Origin of the sequence: Variovorax trehalosi (assembly GCF_051216415.1) — a bacterium.
Lineage (GTDB): Bacteria > Pseudomonadota > Gammaproteobacteria > Burkholderiales > Burkholderiaceae_C > Variovorax.
The window spans coordinates 592,752-607,627 of the sequence record NZ_JBPJZG010000001.1; the positions used below are offsets into that span (position 1 = coordinate 592,752).

15 protein-coding genes and 2 riboswitches are annotated in these 14,876 nt (G+C 65.9%); of the genes, 3 read left to right on the plus strand and 12 right to left on the minus strand.

The genetic code is table 11. The features are described 5' to 3' along the window. Positions 1-7 precede the first annotated feature (7 nt). Genes gcvP through gcvT form a run of 3 tightly spaced genes read right to left on the minus strand, consistent with a single transcriptional unit; the run spans position 8 to position 4,549 of the window. Complete coding sequence (gcvP, locus tag ACSFA7_RS02790; RefSeq protein ID WP_435497964.1) at positions 8-2,917, minus strand: aminomethyl-transferring glycine dehydrogenase; 2,910 nt, start codon at positions 2,915-2,917, stop codon at positions 8-10. 49 nt (positions 2,918-2,966) lie between these two features. Further along, complete coding sequence (gene gcvH, locus ACSFA7_RS02795; RefSeq protein WP_435497965.1) at positions 2,967-3,338, minus strand: glycine cleavage system protein GcvH; 372 nt, start codon at positions 3,336-3,338, stop codon at positions 2,967-2,969. Between the two features lie 41 nt (positions 3,339-3,379). Then, positions 3,380-4,549: a glycine cleavage system aminomethyltransferase GcvT gene (gene gcvT, locus ACSFA7_RS02800; protein WP_435497966.1), complete on the minus strand. Its 1,170-nt coding sequence runs from the start codon at positions 4,547-4,549 to the stop codon at positions 3,380-3,382. A 49-nt stretch (positions 4,550-4,598) separates the two neighbouring features. Continuing rightward, a riboswitch (glycine riboswitch) is annotated at positions 4,599-4,710 on the minus strand. 20 nt (positions 4,711-4,730) lie between these two features. Further along, positions 4,731-4,805: riboswitch (glycine riboswitch) on the minus strand. A 182-nt stretch (positions 4,806-4,987) separates the two neighbouring features. On the opposite strand from gcvT, the gene ACSFA7_RS02805 reads away from it, so the two are divergent. Then, complete coding sequence (locus ACSFA7_RS02805) at positions 4,988-5,416, plus strand: hypothetical protein (protein WP_435497967.1); 429 nt, start codon at positions 4,988-4,990, stop codon at positions 5,414-5,416. A 9-nt stretch (positions 5,417-5,425) separates the two neighbouring features. Next, positions 5,426-5,803 carry an ankyrin repeat domain-containing protein gene (locus ACSFA7_RS02810; protein WP_435497968.1) on the plus strand — a complete coding sequence of 126 codons (378 nt, stop codon included), beginning with the start codon at positions 5,426-5,428 and terminating at the stop codon, positions 5,801-5,803. 61 nt (positions 5,804-5,864) lie between these two features. On the opposite strand, the gene ACSFA7_RS02815 is transcribed toward ACSFA7_RS02810, so the two are convergent. From ACSFA7_RS02815 to ACSFA7_RS02855, 9 genes are all read right to left on the minus strand, one after another. After that, positions 5,865-6,440: a hypothetical protein gene (locus ACSFA7_RS02815; RefSeq protein ID WP_435497969.1), complete on the minus strand. Its 576-nt coding sequence runs from the start codon at positions 6,438-6,440 to the stop codon at positions 5,865-5,867. 119 nt (positions 6,441-6,559) lie between these two features. Next, a complete protein-coding gene (locus tag ACSFA7_RS02820; RefSeq protein ID WP_435497970.1) occupies positions 6,560-7,063 on the minus strand; it encodes a YybH family protein in 504 nt (167 codons plus the stop codon). 78 nt (positions 7,064-7,141) lie between these two features. Continuing rightward, entirely contained in the window at positions 7,142-8,434 is a 1,293-nt protein-coding gene (locus ACSFA7_RS02825) for a TRAP transporter large permease (RefSeq protein WP_435497971.1), read from the minus strand. An 11-nt stretch (positions 8,435-8,445) separates the two neighbouring features. Beyond that, a complete protein-coding gene (locus ACSFA7_RS02830; protein WP_206178510.1) occupies positions 8,446-8,958 on the minus strand; it encodes a TRAP transporter small permease in 513 nt (170 codons plus the stop codon). Positions 8,959-9,060: 102 nt separating this feature from the next. Next, positions 9,061-10,035, minus strand: a complete 975-nt coding sequence (locus ACSFA7_RS02835; RefSeq protein ID WP_435497972.1) for a TRAP transporter substrate-binding protein — start codon at positions 10,033-10,035, stop codon at positions 9,061-9,063. A gap of 126 nt (positions 10,036-10,161) precedes the next feature. Beyond that, on the minus strand, positions 10,162-10,911 hold the full coding sequence (locus ACSFA7_RS02840) for an anti-sigma factor (RefSeq protein WP_435497973.1): 750 nt from the start codon (positions 10,909-10,911) through the stop codon (positions 10,162-10,164). Further along, positions 10,908-11,516, minus strand: coding sequence for an RNA polymerase sigma factor (locus ACSFA7_RS02845; protein ID WP_435497974.1), 609 nt, complete (start codon positions 11,514-11,516; stop codon positions 10,908-10,910). Before ACSFA7_RS02845 ends, ACSFA7_RS02840 begins: the two co-directional genes overlap by 4 nt. Before the next feature lie 51 nt (positions 11,517-11,567). Next, complete coding sequence (locus ACSFA7_RS02850; RefSeq protein WP_435497975.1) at positions 11,568-12,053, minus strand: tetratricopeptide repeat protein; 486 nt, start codon at positions 12,051-12,053, stop codon at positions 11,568-11,570. Between the two features lie 164 nt (positions 12,054-12,217). Then, positions 12,218-13,915 carry an electron transfer flavoprotein-ubiquinone oxidoreductase gene (locus tag ACSFA7_RS02855; RefSeq protein WP_435497976.1) on the minus strand — a complete coding sequence of 566 codons (1,698 nt, stop codon included), beginning with the start codon at positions 13,913-13,915 and terminating at the stop codon, positions 12,218-12,220. Between the two features lie 105 nt (positions 13,916-14,020). Between ACSFA7_RS02855 and ACSFA7_RS02860 the strand changes: the two genes are divergently transcribed. After that, complete coding sequence (locus ACSFA7_RS02860) at positions 14,021-14,803, plus strand: SDR family oxidoreductase (protein WP_435497977.1); 783 nt, start codon at positions 14,021-14,023, stop codon at positions 14,801-14,803. Positions 14,804-14,876: the final 73 nt, after the last annotated feature.

The window sequence follows — 14,876 nt, forward strand, 5'->3', positions numbered from 1 at the left end:
GGGCGTCTCAGGCCTCTTCGGTTTCCTTGTAGTCGCCCACCGGCACGCAGCTGCAGAACAGGTTGCGGTCGCCGTACACGTTGTCCACGCGGCCGATCGGCGGCCAGTACTTGGCCAGCTTGAGTTCGGCCAGCGGGAACGCGCCGAGTTCGCGCGAGTACGGGTGGCTCCACTCCGTGCCGAGCAGGCTGGCCGCGGTGTGCGGTGCGTGCTTGAGCGGGTTGTCTTCCTTGGGCCACACGCCTTCTTCGATGCGGCGGATCTCGCCGCGGATCGCGATCATCGCGTCGATGAAGCGGTCGAGTTCGGCCAGCGGTTCGCTCTCGGTGGGCTCCACCATCAGCGTGCCGGGCACGGGGAAGCTCAGCGTGGGCGCGTGGAAGCCGTAGTCGATGAGGCGCTTGGCGACGTCTTCGGCGGTGACGCCGCTGGTGTCCTTGAGCGGGCGCAGGTCCAGGATGCATTCGTGCGCGACATGCCCGTTGGGGCTTGCGTACAGCGTGGGGTAGTGGTCCTTCAGGCGCGCGCTGATGTAGTTGGCGCTCAGGATCGCGGTCTCGGTCGCGGCCTGCAGGCCCTTGGCGCCCATCATGCGGCAATACATCCAGCTGATCGGCAGCACGGCCGCGTTGCCCAGCGGCGCGGCTGAAACGGCGCCGACGCCGTTCGATGCGACGCCGGCCGTCGCATGGCCCGGCAGGTACGGCACGAGGTCTTCGACCACGCAGACCGGACCCACGCCCGGCCCGCCGCCGCCGTGCGGAATGCAGAAGGTCTTGTGCAGGTTCAGGTGGCTCACGTCGCCGCCGAATTCGCCCGGTGCGGCCACGCCGACCAGCGCGTTCATGTTGGCGCCGTCCACGTACACGCGGCCGCCGTGTTCGTGCACGAGCTCACAGAGCTCCTTCACGCGCGTCTCGAACACGCCGTGCGTGCTGGGGTAGGTGATCATCACCGCGGCCAGGTGGGCGCTGTGCTTCTCGCAGGCGCGCTTCAGGTCGTCCATGTCGACGTTGCCCTGCGCGTCACAGGCCGTCACCACCACCTGCAGGCCCACCATCTGGGCGCTCGCGGGGTTGGTGCCGTGGGCCGACGAGGGAATCAAGCAGATGTTGCGGTGGCCCTGGCCCTTGGCTTCATGGAACGAGCGGATGGCCAGCAGGCCCGCGTACTCGCCCTGCGAGCCCGCGTTCGGCTGCAGGCTGATGCCCGCGTAGCCGGTCGCTTCGCACAGCCATGCGCGCAGTTGCGCATCGAGCTGCGCGTAGCCCAGCTGCTGCTCGGCGGGCGCGAAAGGGTGGATGTTCGCAAACTCGGGCCAGGTGATCGGGATCATCTCGCTGGTCGCGTTGAGCTTCATCGTGCAGCTGCCCAGCGGGATCATGCTGCGGTCGAGCGCGAGGTCCTTGTCCGAGAGGCTGCGGATGTAGCGCAGCATCGCGGTCTCGCTCTTGTGCGTGTTGAACACCGGATGCGTGAGGAAGGCGCTGCTGCGGCGCAGGTCTTCGGGAATCAGCGGCGTGGTGTGGGTGGCCAGGTCGTCGAAGCGCGGCATCGCGGTGCCGGCGGGAACGAACAGCGCCCACAGGGTTTCGATGTCGGCGCGCGTCGTGGTCTCGTCCAGCGAGATGCCCAGGTGCTGCTGCAGCCGCTGGCGCAGGTTGACGCCGCCGGCCTGCGCGCGCTCGATGATCGCGGCGGTGTCGTCGCCGGTGCGGATCGTGAGCGAGTCGAATGCGGTGGTGTTGACCGGCTCGCGGCCCATCTGCGACAGGCCCTTCGAGAGGATCGCCGTGAGCGCCGCCACGCGCTGCGCGATGCGCGTGAGCCCGTCGGGCCCGTGGTACACGGCGTACATGCTGGCCACGACGGCCGGCAGCACCTGCGCGGTACAGATGTTGGAGGTGGCCTTCTCGCGGCGGATGTGCTGCTCGCGCGTTTGCAGCGCGAGGCGGTAGGCGGGTTGGCCGTGGCTGTCGACGCTCACGCCGACGAGGCGGCCCGGCAGCGAGCGCTTGAACGAATCGCGGCAGGCCAGGTACGCGGCGTGCGGGCCGCCGTTGCACAGCGGCATGCCGAAGCGCTGCGTGGTGCCGCAGACGATGTCGGCATCCCATTCGCCGGGGGGCGCGAGCAGCGTCAGCGCGAGCAGGTCGGCCGCCACGCAGAAGGCGGCGTCGCATTGGTGGGCGTGGCCCGCGAGCGGACGCAGGTCGTGCACATGGCCGGTGGTGGCGGGGTACTGCGCGAGCACGCCGAAGAATTCGCCGCTCACCATGAGGTGCGGCAACGTCTCGGAGGCGGTGCTCACCTTGACCTCGATGCCCAGCGGCGCGGCGCGCGTCTTGATGACCTCGATGGTCTGCGGATGGCAGTCGCCCGAGACCAGGAACACGTTGCTCTTGCTTTTCACGCTGCGCTTGGCGAGCGTCATCGCCTCGGCCGCGGCCGTGGCTTCGTCCAGCATCGACGCGTTGGCGATGGCCATGCCCGTGAGGTCGCACACCATCGTCTGGAAGTTGAGGAGCGCCTCCATGCGGCCCTGCGAAATCTCGGCCTGGTAGGGCGTGTAGGCGGTGTACCAGGCGGGGTTCTCCAGCACGTTGCGCAAGATCACGCCCGGCGTGTGCGTGCCGTAGTAGCCCTGGCCGATGAAGCTCTTAAACACCTTGTTCTTCGACGCCATCGCCTTCAGCTCGGCCAGCGCCTCGGCCTCGGTCACCGGTGCGGGCAGGCGCATCGGCTTCGCACGGCGGATGGCCGCGGGCACGATGCCGTCGATGAGCTCCGCCCGCGTTTCCGAGCCGATCACCGGCAGCATGCGTGCCTCGTCCGCCGCATCGATGCCGATGTGGCGGGCGAGGAATTCTTCGGCGTTCTCTAGTTCTTGCAAAGAGGGAAGGGCGGGAATCGGCATGGCGGTGAAGGCTTGAGGAGAAGAAGGAAAGGCGGGGGAACGCGGTGGATCAGGATTCGGCTGCGAACTTGTCGTAAGAAGCGGCGTCGAGCAAGGCGTCGAACTGCGCGGGCTCGCTCAGCTTGACCTTGAAGAACCAGCCGCTGGCCAGCGGGTCGCTGTTGGCGAGCGACGGGTCGGCGCGCAGCGCTTCGTTCACTTCGGTGATCTCGCCCGAGACGGGCATGAACACATCGGCCGCGGCCTTCACCGATTCGACGACACCGGCGACTTCGCCCTGCGCGAAGGTCTTGCCGACTTCGGGCAGGTCGACGAACACGACGTCGCCCAGCGCGTCCTGCGCGTGCACGGTGATGCCGACGGTGGCAGCGCCGCCTTCGGCCGAGACCCACTCATGGTCCTTGGTGTACTTGATGCTCATGGGAAAACTCCTCGTGGAAAAAATTGAATAAGTGGCAGAGCCTAGCCGCGGTAGTAGCGGGTCGGCACAAAGGGCATGGTCGAGACTTCCATCGGCACCGGCTTGCCGCGCACGATGGCCTGCACGCGCGTGCCGGGCTCGGAGAACGCGGTGGCCACGTAGCCCATCGCGACGCAACGGTCGGCACTCGGGCCGAGCAGGCCGCTGGTGACGATGCCGATGTCCTGGCCTTCGAAGGATTGCAGCACCGTGCCGTCGCGCACCGGAATGCGTTCCAGCGCGACGAGGCCGACGCGCTTGCGCTTGAGGGTGTCGTGGTCGGTGTGGCCGGCCGCGCCTGCGGTGGTGGCAGCGAGCTGGGCGAGGATCTTTGCCGCGCCCGGGAAACCGCCTTCGCGCGCACCGCCCGCACGGCGCACCTTCTGCATCGCCCAGTTGAGCGAGGCTTCGACGGGCGTGGTGGTGGTGTCGATGTCGTTGCCGTAGAGGCAGAGGCCCGCTTCCAGCCGCAGCGAGTTGCGCGCGCCCAGGCCGATGGGCTTGACCTCGGGCTGCGCCAGCAGCAGGCGGGCGAGGGCGTCGGCATCCTTGCCGGCCACGGAGATTTCGAAGCCGTCCTCACCCGTGTAGCCGCTGCGCGTGACGAAGGCCGGGATGCCGCCGATCTGCACCGCACCGCCCGTCATGAACACGAAGCGCTCGATGCCGGGCGAAAGGCGCGCCAGCGTGGCTGCGGCCTGCGGGCCCTGCAGCGCGAGCAGCGCGTGGTCGGGCAGGGGCTGCACCTCGCAGCGCGTGCCGATCTTCTGCTGGATGTGCGCGATGTCCGCCGCCTTGCAGGCGCCGTTCACGATCACGAAGATCGAGCCGTGGCCCTCGTTGAAGAACATCAGGTCGTCCAGGATGCCGCCCTCGTCGTTCAGCAGCAGGCCGTAGCGCTGCTTGCCGGCGGGCAGGTCGATCACGTCGACGGGCATCAGGGTTTCGAAGGCGGCGGCGGCGTCGGGGCCGACCAGGCGCAGCTGGCCCATGTGGGAAATATCGAAAAGGCCGGCCGCATCGCGCGTGTGCTTGTGCTCGGCCATCAAACCGGAGGGGTACTGCACGGGCATCGAATAGCCGGCGAAGGGCACCATGCGGGCACCGAGCTCCACGTGGAGGTCGTACAGCGGTGTCTTGAGAAGTTGGGCGTCGGAAGCGGGAGAAGTCACCGGAGGCACTCCAAAGGGGCAGTCGAAATCCATGGCTGCAACGCCACGGGCCACCCCTGCTGTCCGCTTTACCTGAGAGATTCGCCCCACGATCGGGGTTTGCTCCTTCGGTGGGCCGGTGCAATGCAAGCATGCAACGGCCTCTCTCCAGCAAGGAAACGCCGGTGTGAACCGGCGCCTTGTCAGTCCTTTTGCCTGAGCGTTCGGGGATCCCCTGCGCCTTCGGCGGCCCCGTCGCGCGGGGCTCTCTCCTGACCCTGCCGAGTGTAGTGGACGAATCGCCCGACGTCGGAGCTCAAGACGTTTGCGCGGGATTTCGGTGTCATCAGTGCGGTGCGGCAAAACCGCACCAAGGCTTGGACAAATCCGTCTGGTGAGCCTCTTCTTTTGGCACTAGCATATTGGGCACATCAACACATCCCCAAAGGAACGCAAAGAATGACAGATGCCAGAAATATGAGCTTCGCGGATATCCAGAAGCGCATCCAGGAAATGGACGATGAACGGGCCCAACTGGAACTGGCATTGCAGGCCAAGCGCGGAGAAGAATTGAAGGTGCTGGCCGATGCCTATGCGAAGAAACTCGAAGCAGCCGGCTTCAGCATTGCGGAGGGCAAATCCGCGCTCGACCCCTACGACAAATCGGAAGCAAAACGTACGCGTTCACCCAATGGCAGTCGTGTATCGGAAGCCAAGGCCTATGTGAAGGGCACCGTCTACAAGGATCCCAATTCCAGCGCGACCTGGACAGGCGGAACAAAAGGCCGGCAACCACCGTGGCTCATCGCCGCGCTCGAAGGCGCGCCGGACAAGAGCAAGGCCTACGAAAAGCTCGCGGCAGGTGGCGACCACGTTAATAACGGCTGATGGCATTCAATGCCAAGTTTTGCAGCCATCACGCCGGCGATCATTGCCGGCGACGTCGACGCAGTTCATCATTTTTTCAAACATGATCTGAATGGAAATGCAAAAGCCGTGGACATATGTGGAGATACCTTGCTGCATATTGCTGCCCGCCACAACAAGACCACGGAAGTTCGTGCGATAGAGGTTTTGCTGATTGCTCATTGCCGGGTTGAGTTCAGCACGCCAAACAGGAGTGGAATTTGCGCCCGGGATATGCCGGATCAAATGAACGAGGCCAATGTCTCGAACAATGACCGATATCGCGAGATATTCAACGACCGTCTGGAATGGGTCATGGTGGACGATGGTCCGCCCGAGAAAGTAGAAATCAAATCCAGAAAAATCTGACCGAATCTTCACGGTGTCCGGGAGATGCCAGATCGTCAGAAGTGGAAGCGCAGATGCAGCGTCAATGCACCACTTCCGCCGGCGGCAGCAGCCGCTCGATGCGCTCGCGCAGCGATTCGGCCCGCTCGGCGCCGGCCGTCTTCTCGATTTCGCTGAGCATCAGCGCAGCAATGGTCAGCATCGCCTCGCGGTCGCGGGCTTCGCGCAGGGCGTCGCGCATCTGCAGGGCGAACTTCGGGTCGCGCCGCACGAACATGCGCTCGCAGATGTCGAACAGGAACATCCGCGTGGTGGCCAGCGAGCGCTTGCCGTCGAAGTTGTCGGCCGTGGTCGTGAGCTGGATCGGGTTGGCCGCGGGCACCGGCTCGGGCGGGGCGCTCGCCGTGGGCGGCTGCGCCGATGGGGCCGCGGCGGGCGCCGCGACAGGCGCGGCCGGCCGCGCGTCCTGCAGATACCCCTTGCTCACCAGCGCCAGGATCGCCTGCTCCGCCTCGATGCGGTTCGCGAACAGCGGGCTGAAATCGGTCAGCGAGCGTCGGCCGTCGGCCATCAGCAGCAGGGCGCGTTCACGCTGGCTGAGCGTGCGCTGCCCTCCCTGGAGTTCGTCGCGTGCCTTGTCGGTCTTGGTGGGAAACATGGCGGCCACAGCTTTCGGAGATCGAAGGCTGCAGCATCGTTGCAAGCGGTGACATCTTCATGAACCTGTTTGCCTTACAGGGGAAATCACCGCCGCCGGCCCGGCGGACGCTCGAATCCTCAGGCGCCGGTGCTTTCCTTGCGGATCAGCCACTTGTCGCCCACGCGCTGCAGTTCCAGCGTCTTGCGGTCGGTGCTCTTGAGCTTGTCTGCGACGTAGACCTGCTTGAAGCGCGCACTGGCGGTCTGGCCGTTGACGCTGATGACGAGGTCGTCGACCGTCACGCTGATCTTCGACTTGTTCGAAATGCGGGTGCGGCGCTCGGCTTCCCAGTGCTTCTTGTCCTGCTTCTTGGCCGGCGTGAAGTCGGGGGCGTAGGCCGCGAGGTAGCGATCCACGTCGCGAGCCGACCAAGCGTCGGCCCAGGCGCGCACGGCGGTTTCGACTTCGGCGATGCCCGCGCTGGGCGCCTGCGCGGGGGCGGCCGCTGGTGCCGGGGTTGCCGCAGCAGCCGCCGATGCGGCAGGTGCCGGTGGTTTTGCGGCCGGGGTGGCGGGCGTGGCAGCCAGCGCGGCCGTGGACAGCAGTCCTGCGGCGAGCAGGCAGGTGGCGAGTCGGTTCATGGTGCGGTTCCCTCGGATGTTGGTTTGTTGGCGTGGCGCCGATTCTGGCAGCGAACCGTTGCACAAACACCGGCCCCGCTACTTGAACCCCAGCGCCCGCGGCAGCCAGGTGCTCAGCGCAGGCACGAAGGTCAGGATCATCAGCACTGCGCCGTGCGCCCACAGGAACGGCACCAGCTCCTTCACCAGCGCCGACATCGGCACCTTCGACACGTTGCAAGTCACGAACAAGAGCCCACCCACCGGCGGCGTGATCATGCCGAGCGTGAGGTTGAAGATCACGATCATCGCGAAGTGCACCGGGTCCACGCCCAGCTTGATCGCCACCGGCGCGAGGATCGGCGCCAGCACCATCACGCCCGGCAGCGGCTCGATGAAGATGCCGAACAAGAGCAGGAACACGTTGACGATGATCAGGAACATCCACGGCGAGAGGTTCATGCTGATGAGCCACTCGGCCATCTGCTGCGGAATGCCCTCGATGGTCAGCACCCACGCGAACGAGGCCGACAGGCCGATGATGATCAGCACCGAGGCCGAGAGCAGGGCCGAGCGCGAGAGGATGTCGGGCAGCATCTTCCACTCGAGCGTGCGGTAGACGAACTTGCCGCACACCAGCGCATAGAACACCGCCACCACCGAGGCTTCGGTCGGCGTGAACCAGCCGGCGCGCATGCCGCCCAGGATGACCACCGGCAAGAGGATGGCGGGAATCGCCTTCCAGGTCGTGATGAGAATCTCGCGCAGCGGCGGCGTCTGACCGTCGCCCTTGTAGTTGCGCTTTTTCGAGACGTAGAAGTTCACCACGCACATCGCCACCGCGATCAGGATGCCCGGCAGGATGCCGGCCGCGAACAGCGTGCCCACCGACACGCTCTCGTCCTGCAGCGCATAGATGATCATGATGATCGAGGGCGGAATGATCGGCCCCACGATCGCGGTGGAAGCCGTGAGCGCCGCCGCGTACGAGCGGTCGTAGCCGGCCTTGTCCATCATCTTGATGAGCATCGACCCCGGCCCCGCCGCATCGGCCAGCGCCGAGCCCGAGATGCCCGAGAAGAAGGTGAGCGACACCACGTTGGTGTAGCCCAGGCCCCCGCGCCGGTGGCCGACGAACTGGCCCGCGAAGCGCAGCAGCACCTCGGTGAGCGAGCCGCCGCTCATGAGCTCGGCCGCGAGGATGAAGAACGGCACGGCCATCAACGGAAAGCTGTCGATGCCGGTGAAGGTTTCCTTCAGCAACACCATCAGCGGATAGTTCTCCGCAAGGATGAGCGTGGTGACGGTGGAGAGCCCGAGCGCAAAGGCCACGGGCACGCCGATGGCCAGGAAAATGCAGGCCGAGACGATGAGAACGATGCTGGCATCCATGGTCGTTCTCCTTACAGCGACGCCGAGGCGTTGGCGTCGAAGTGGGCGTCGGAGGCGAACTCGCGGTTCATCACGTAGCCTCGCACCACCAGCAGCCAGTGCACGATCAGCAGCACGCCGCCGAACAGCATCGCGCTGTAGATGTAGGCGAACGGAATCTGCGTGACGGCCGTGAGCTGGAACATCGTGCGCTGCATGTAGAGCCACCCGTACCAGACCATGAAGCCGAAGAAGGCGAACAGCAGTGCGGCGACGAAGGCGCGCACCGCGATGGCGCCCGCGCGCGGCAATGCGTCCTGCAGGTTCTCGACCGCGATGTGGCCGCCGTAGCGCAGCACCGGACCGGCGCCCAGGAAGGTGAGCCAGATCATCATGTGGCGCGAGACCTCTTCGGCCCACTCAAGCGAGTTGCTCGTGGTGTAGCGCATGACGACGTTGGTGAAGATGATGACCGACATGGCGGCCAGCAGAAGAATCAGCGCCCAGCGGTTGGCGGCAAGGAAGTAGCGCTCGAAGGCTTGCACGTTGTTGTTCTCGATCTCGGTCTCGGGGTCTTGGAAAAAGCGAAGCGCCCGGCGCACTGAAGCGGGCCGGGCGCGGTCGTCACAGGAAGCGGGCGCGCAGGCTTACTGGACGTCCGTGATCTTCTTGATGTTGTCGGCGCCGAACTCCTTGGCGTAGCCCGCATAAGCCGGCTTCAGCGCTTCGCGGAAGGCGGCACCGTCGACGGTCTTGGTGACCTTCATGCCGTCCTTCTCGAGCTGGGCGATGCCGTTGTTCTCGTCGTCGTTGACCTTCTTGCGCTGGGCCACGGCAGCCTTCTTGGCGGCATCGACGAAGACCTTCTTGTCGGCATCCGAGAGCTTGTTCCACACCTTCGGCGAGAGCAGCAGCAGCGCGGGCGAATACACGTGTCCCGTGAGCGACAGGTGCTTCTGCACCTGCGAGAACTTGGACGCCAGGATCACCGGAATCGGGTTCTCCTGCCCGTCGACCGTGCCCTGCTGCAGTGCGCCGAAGAGTTCGGGGAAGGCCATCGGCGTCGGCAGGATGCCGAAGGTGCGGTAGCCGTCCATGTGCACCTTGTTCTCCATGGTGCGCATCTTCAGGCCCGCCGCATCGCTGGGCTTGACGATGTCGCGCTTGCTGTTCGTCATGTGGCGAAAGCCGTTCTCCGTCCAGGCCAGCGCGATGATGCCCTTGCTCGGGAACTTGGTGAGGATGTCCTGGCCGATGGGGCCGTCCATCACCTTGCGTGCGTGGTCGTAGTCGCGAAAGAGGAAGGGGATGTCGACGATCTTGACTTCGGGCACGAAGTTGCCCACCGGGCCGGTCGAGGTGTTCACCAGGTCCTGCGTGCCCAGCTGGATCGCCTCGATCTGCTCGCGCTCGCCGCCCAGGGCCGAGTTGGCGAAGTGCTGGCACTTGAAGCGGCCTTGCGTGCCTTTCTCGACCTCGTCGCAGAACACCGTGGAACCCACGCCGTAGTGCGACTCCTTGGAGGTCGCGTAGCCGATCTTCAGCACCGTCGGTTGTTGGGCGAGGGCGGATGTGCCCAGGGCGAGCGAAAGGCAGGCGGCGGCGATGTGGCCGAGTTTCATGGTGTCTCCGGGGGGAATAGGGTCGGGGTCAGGAATGCGTCAGGCGCATTCGACTATGCCGCAACCGGGGGCTTTGCCGTGTCGGGAGTTTCACGGACGCCACCCGTGAAAACGCCCTCATCGGCCTCACCAGAGCTTGGCGCAGCTTCCGCTCAACACCACGTCGGCACTCGGGGTTGCAGGCGTCGCCGTGCGCTCGCGCGTGACGACGAGACGCGACACCTTCGACAGCAGTTTCTCGGAGGTGTCGGGCAGGGCCGACACCTGGGTTCCGCTGGCCGGAACCGTTCCCATGGCGAAAGGCGCCCCGTCGGCGGGTAAAGCCCACAAGACCAGTCGCTCATCGCTGGCCAACGCAGGTGAGAGGGGGGCGGCACCCAGCACCTTGAGCGTGAGCGTCTTGCCATGCCGCAGCGAACTCACGAGCAGCCGGCCCTGGCCCTGCGCATCGGTCAGCACGCCCACATAGCTTTGCGGCAGCCGTTCGCCCGAGCGCATCGCGAGCTGGTCGCTCGTGATGAAGAGGCCGGGTGCAGAAAGGATCAGCGCGCTCGCGGCGATCACCCCGGCCGCGATGCCGCCAAGCCCGAAGCCCGCGGGACGAAGCCATGCCGGCCAGCGCGAAGTGGATGCCTTGTGTTCTGCAGCCGGCCGTGTGCGCGCCTCGATCACGCGCCACAGATCGGCCGAGGGCCGGCGCGCCGGCACCGACAGGGCCAGCTTGCCCAACCGCTGCTCCCACTGCACCACAAGCGCGCGCACGTCGACGCGGTCGCGCTGCAGGCGTTCGAAGCGCCGCCGCGCACCACCTTCGAGCGTGCCGAGCACATAGGCCGATGCGAGCGCATCGAGCAGCTTGGTGTCGGTGTATCTCATGGCGTGACTCCTTGCGCGCTCAGGCAGGCGCGCAGCTTGTCGAGGCCGCGGCGTATCCACGCCTTCACCGAGCCCAGCGGCGCATTCATCTGCGCGGCCACCTCGGTGTGCGACAGGCCCTGGTAGTAGGCGAGCGCGAGGCTCTGGCGAAAGCTGCCGTCCAGCGCCGCCATGCAGCCTTCGATGCGCAGCGCCTGCATGGCCTGCTCGAAGAGCTGCAGCGCGCCGGGCGCGGTGTCGGTGCCATGCGGCACCTCGATGTCGTCTTCGGCATCGAAGTGCTGCTGCGGCTGCTCGTGCGCACTGCGCCGGGTGCGCGAACGCAGCGCATCGAGCGCCTTGTTGCGCACGATCGCGATCAGCCAGGTGATCGGCTGGATCTCCTGGCCGTCGACGCTGGCGCGGTAGCTGGCCGCGTTCTTCCAGATGTTCACGAAGGCCTCTTGCAGCACGTCTTCGGCTGCCTGTTCATTGCCCAACATACGAACCGCGACACCGAACAGGTGCAGGTGCGTGCGTTCGTAGATCTGGGCGAAGGCCGCGTGGTCCCCGCGCGCCGCTGCGGCGATCAACGTCTGCAGGCTGTCCGGAGGATGTCCATTCATGCGCGCGAGTATTGCACTCCGTGACAGCCCTGCGGCCGCGGCCGCAGGGCTTCAGCTCTTCTTGCCGCCGCTCGCCTTGAAGCTTTCGACCGAGGCCTTCAGGTCCTTGTATTCGCCGCAGCTCATGTTGCAGGCTTGGCCCAGCGCGGCCAGGCGTTGCTCGGCCTTGGGCAGGTCGCCCATCGAGATGTACAGCTCGCCCGAGTATTCGAGCGCGCCGAGGTGCTTCGGGTTGATCTTCAAGGCTGCGTCGTAGTACTTCTCCGAAGCCACCCACTTGCCCGCGCCCGATTTGCGCATCGTATAGCCCATGAGGTTGTTCCAGTCGGCGTTGCCGGTGTCGTTGACGCGCTCGAGCTCGCTGACGGCGGCGGCCCACTTGCTGTCGGCGATCAGCGCGCGGGCGGCGGCGAGGTTGCTGGCCGGCGCGGCCTTGGCGGCGGGGGCGGGTGCTGGCGTCATGTCCGCGGCGAGGGCGTGGCCGGCGGCCAGGGCGAAGGTGGCTGCGATGGCAATGCGGGTGAGCATGGTGTTCATGGCGAAAGATCCTCTCGAATGGTCGTTGAATGGATTGGCGGACGGCGATGTTTCATCGCCGTCCTGCTTCCATTTACGCCGCGGGTTTCCGAACGGACGCATCTTCGCGAAAAAAAATGAAAAAGCCCTCCGAAGAGGGCTTCCAGAAACAGCGCGGGGGCGCCTTACATGCCCACGTAGTTCGGCCCGCCACCGCCTTCAGGCGTCACCCACACGATGTTCTGCGTCGGGTCCTTGATGTCGCAGGTCTTGCAGTGCACGCAGTTCTGCGCGTTGATCTGCAGGCGCTGCTTGCCGTCTTCCGTACCCACGAATTCGTACACGCCGGCCGGGCAGTAGCGGCTCTCGGGGCCGGCGAACTTCTCGAGGTTGATGTTGACCGGCACCGTCGCATCCTTGAGCGTCAGGTGGGCCGGTTGCTGCTCTTCATGGTTCGTGTTGCTGATGAAAACGCTGGAGAGGCGGTCGAAGGTGAGCTTGCCGTCGGGCTTGGGGTACACGATGGGCTTGCACTCGGCCGCGGGCTTCAGGTACTGGTGGTCGGGTTTGGTGCGGCGCAGGGTCCAGGGGATGTTGCCCTTGAGCAGCCACTGCTCGATGCCGTTCATGAGGGTCGCGACGACGAGGCCCTTCTTGAACCAGGCCTTGAAGTTGCGCGCCTTCTTCAGCTCGGCGTGCAGCCAGCTCTTCTCGAACGCGGCCGGGTAGGCCGTGAGCTCGTCGTGCTGGCGGCCGGCCTGCACTGCGTCGAAGGCGGCTTCGGCGGCCAGCATGCCGGTCTTGATGGCGGCGTGGCTGCCCTTGATGCGGCTCACGTTCAGGTACCCGGCCTCGCAGCCGACCAGCGCGCCGCCCGGGAATACCGTCTTGGGCAGCGACTGCAGGCCGCCGGCCGTGATGGCGCGTGCACCGTAGCCGATGCGCTTGGCCGGCTTGATGCCCTTGGCCTCGTCGCCTTCGAGGTACCAGCGCACATTGGGGTGCAGCTTCCAGCGCTGCATTTCCTCGAACGGGCTCAGGTACGGGTTGCTGTAGTCCAGGCCGGTGATGAAGCCCATCGTGACCTTGTTGTCCTCCATGTGATAGAGGAAGGCGCCGCCGTAGGTGTCGCTCTTCATCGGCCAGCCGGCCGTATGGAGCACAAAGCCGGGCTGGTGGCGCTTGGGGTCGATTTCCCACACTTCCTTCACGCCCAGGCCGTAGGTCTGCGGGTCCTTGCCTTCGTCGAGCTTGTATTTGGCGATGAGCTGGCGGCCCAGGTGGCCGCGCGCGCCTTCGGCAAACACCGTGTACTTGCCCAGCAGCTCCATGCCGAGCTGGAAGTTCTCGGTCGGCTCGCCGTCCTTGCCGACGCCCATGTTGCCGGTGGCCACGCCGCGCACCGAGCCGTTCTCGTTGTAGAGCACCTCGGCGGCCGGGAAGCCGGGGAAGATTTCCACGCCCAGGTTTTCGGCCTGCTGCGCCAGCCACTTGGTGAAGGCGCCCAGGCTGATGATGTAGTTGCCGTGGTTCTGGAAGCATGCGGGGAGGAAGGCGTTGGGGGTACGCAGGCCCGACTTCTCGCCGAGGAACACCATCGCGTCGTCGGTGACGGGCTGGTTCAGCGGGGCGCCCAGTTCCTTCCAGTCGGGCAGCAGCTCGTTGAGCGCACGCGGGTCCATGATGGCGCCCGAGAGGATGTGCGCGCCGGGCTCGGAGCCCTTTTCGAGCACCACGACCGAGATTTCCTTCTCGTGCTGGGCCGCCAGCTGCTTCAGGCGGATCGCGGTCGAGAGGCCGGCCGGGCCGCCACCGACCACGACCACGTCGTATTCCATGGCTTCGCGAGGGCCGAACTGGGCAAGGATTTCGTCGTGGGTCATGTGGGTCTGGTCGATAATGTTTTGAGGCTCGGACGCTACGAGGGCGCGAAACATTTTAGGGGGAGCGCAACCCGTCACCTCCGCGACTCACCAGGACCCGTTTTCATGGCTTACAGCATCGATCTTTCGGGCCGCGTGGCCTTCGTCACCGGCGCCTCCAGCGGACTCGGCGCCCAATTCGCGAAAACGTTGGCGCGCGCCGGCGCCGCGGTGGTCCTGGCCAGCCGCCGGGTCGAAAAACTCAAGGAGCTGCGCGCCCGCATCGAAGGCGAGGGCGGCGACGCCCACGTGGTCGAACTCGACGTGACCGACCACGGCAGCATCAAGGCCGCCGTGGCACGCGCCGAGACCGAGGTCGGCCCGATCGACATCCTGGTCAACAACTCCGGCGTCAATATCCGCAACAAGCTGCAGGACGTGACGCCCGACGACTACGACTTCATCTTCGACACGAACCTCAAGGGCGCTTTCTTCGTCGCACAGGAAGTGGGCAAGCGCATGCTGGCGCGCGCCGACGGCTCGGCACCGGGCACCTACATCGGCGGTCGCATCATCAACATCGCCTCGGTGGCCGCGCTCAAGGCGGTGCCGAACATCGGTGCCTACGGCATGAGCAAGGCCGCGGTGGTGCAGATGACCAAGGCCATGACGCTCGAGTGGGGCCGCTTCGGCATCAACGTGAATGCGCTGTGCCCGGGCTACATCGCCACCGAGCTCAACGAAGAACTCTGGACCACCGAGGCTGGCGCCAAGCTGGTCAGCATCCTGCCGCGCAAGCGCGTGGGCAAGGCCGAAGACCTCGACGGCCTGATCGTGCTGCTGGCCAGCGGCCAGAGCCATTTTGTAAATGGCGCGGTGATCGCTGCCGACGACGGATTCGCGCTCTGACTCCACGCGCGTGGATCGGCATCGCCGCCGGCCTGGGCGCGGGCGCGCTCTGGGGCTTGGTGTTCGTGGCGCC

What these genes read in the sequence shown, in the direction of transcription:
- gcvP (WP_435497964.1), bottom strand. Translation starts at nt 2,917, where the DNA reads ATGCCGATTCCCGCCCTTCCCTCTTTGCAAGAACTAGAGAACGCCGAA.
- gcvH (WP_435497965.1), bottom strand. Translation starts at nt 3,338, where the DNA reads ATGAGCATCAAGTACACCAAGGACCATGAGTGGGTCTCGGCCGAAGGC.
- ACSFA7_RS02805 (WP_435497967.1), top strand. Translation starts at nt 4,988, where the DNA reads ATGACAGATGCCAGAAATATGAGCTTCGCGGATATCCAGAAGCGCATC.
- ACSFA7_RS02810 (WP_435497968.1), top strand. Translation starts at nt 5,426, where the DNA reads ATGCCAAGTTTTGCAGCCATCACGCCGGCGATCATTGCCGGCGACGTC.
- ACSFA7_RS02815 (WP_435497969.1), bottom strand. Translation starts at nt 6,440, where the DNA reads ATGTTTCCCACCAAGACCGACAAGGCACGCGACGAACTCCAGGGAGGG.
- ACSFA7_RS02820 (WP_435497970.1), bottom strand. Translation starts at nt 7,063, where the DNA reads ATGAACCGACTCGCCACCTGCCTGCTCGCCGCAGGACTGCTGTCCACG.
- ACSFA7_RS02825 (WP_435497971.1), bottom strand. Translation starts at nt 8,434, where the DNA reads ATGGATGCCAGCATCGTTCTCATCGTCTCGGCCTGCATTTTCCTGGCC.
- ACSFA7_RS02835 (WP_435497972.1), bottom strand. Translation starts at nt 10,035, where the DNA reads ATGAAACTCGGCCACATCGCCGCCGCCTGCCTTTCGCTCGCCCTGGGC.
- ACSFA7_RS02840 (WP_435497973.1), bottom strand. Translation starts at nt 10,911, where the DNA reads ATGAGATACACCGACACCAAGCTGCTCGATGCGCTCGCATCGGCCTAT.
- ACSFA7_RS02845 (WP_435497974.1), bottom strand. Translation starts at nt 11,516, where the DNA reads ATGAATGGACATCCTCCGGACAGCCTGCAGACGTTGATCGCCGCAGCG.
- ACSFA7_RS02850 (WP_435497975.1), bottom strand. Translation starts at nt 12,053, where the DNA reads ATGAACACCATGCTCACCCGCATTGCCATCGCAGCCACCTTCGCCCTG.
- ACSFA7_RS02855 (WP_435497976.1), bottom strand. Translation starts at nt 13,915, where the DNA reads ATGACCCACGACGAAATCCTTGCCCAGTTCGGCCCTCGCGAAGCCATG.
- ACSFA7_RS02860 (WP_435497977.1), top strand. Translation starts at nt 14,021, where the DNA reads ATGGCTTACAGCATCGATCTTTCGGGCCGCGTGGCCTTCGTCACCGGC.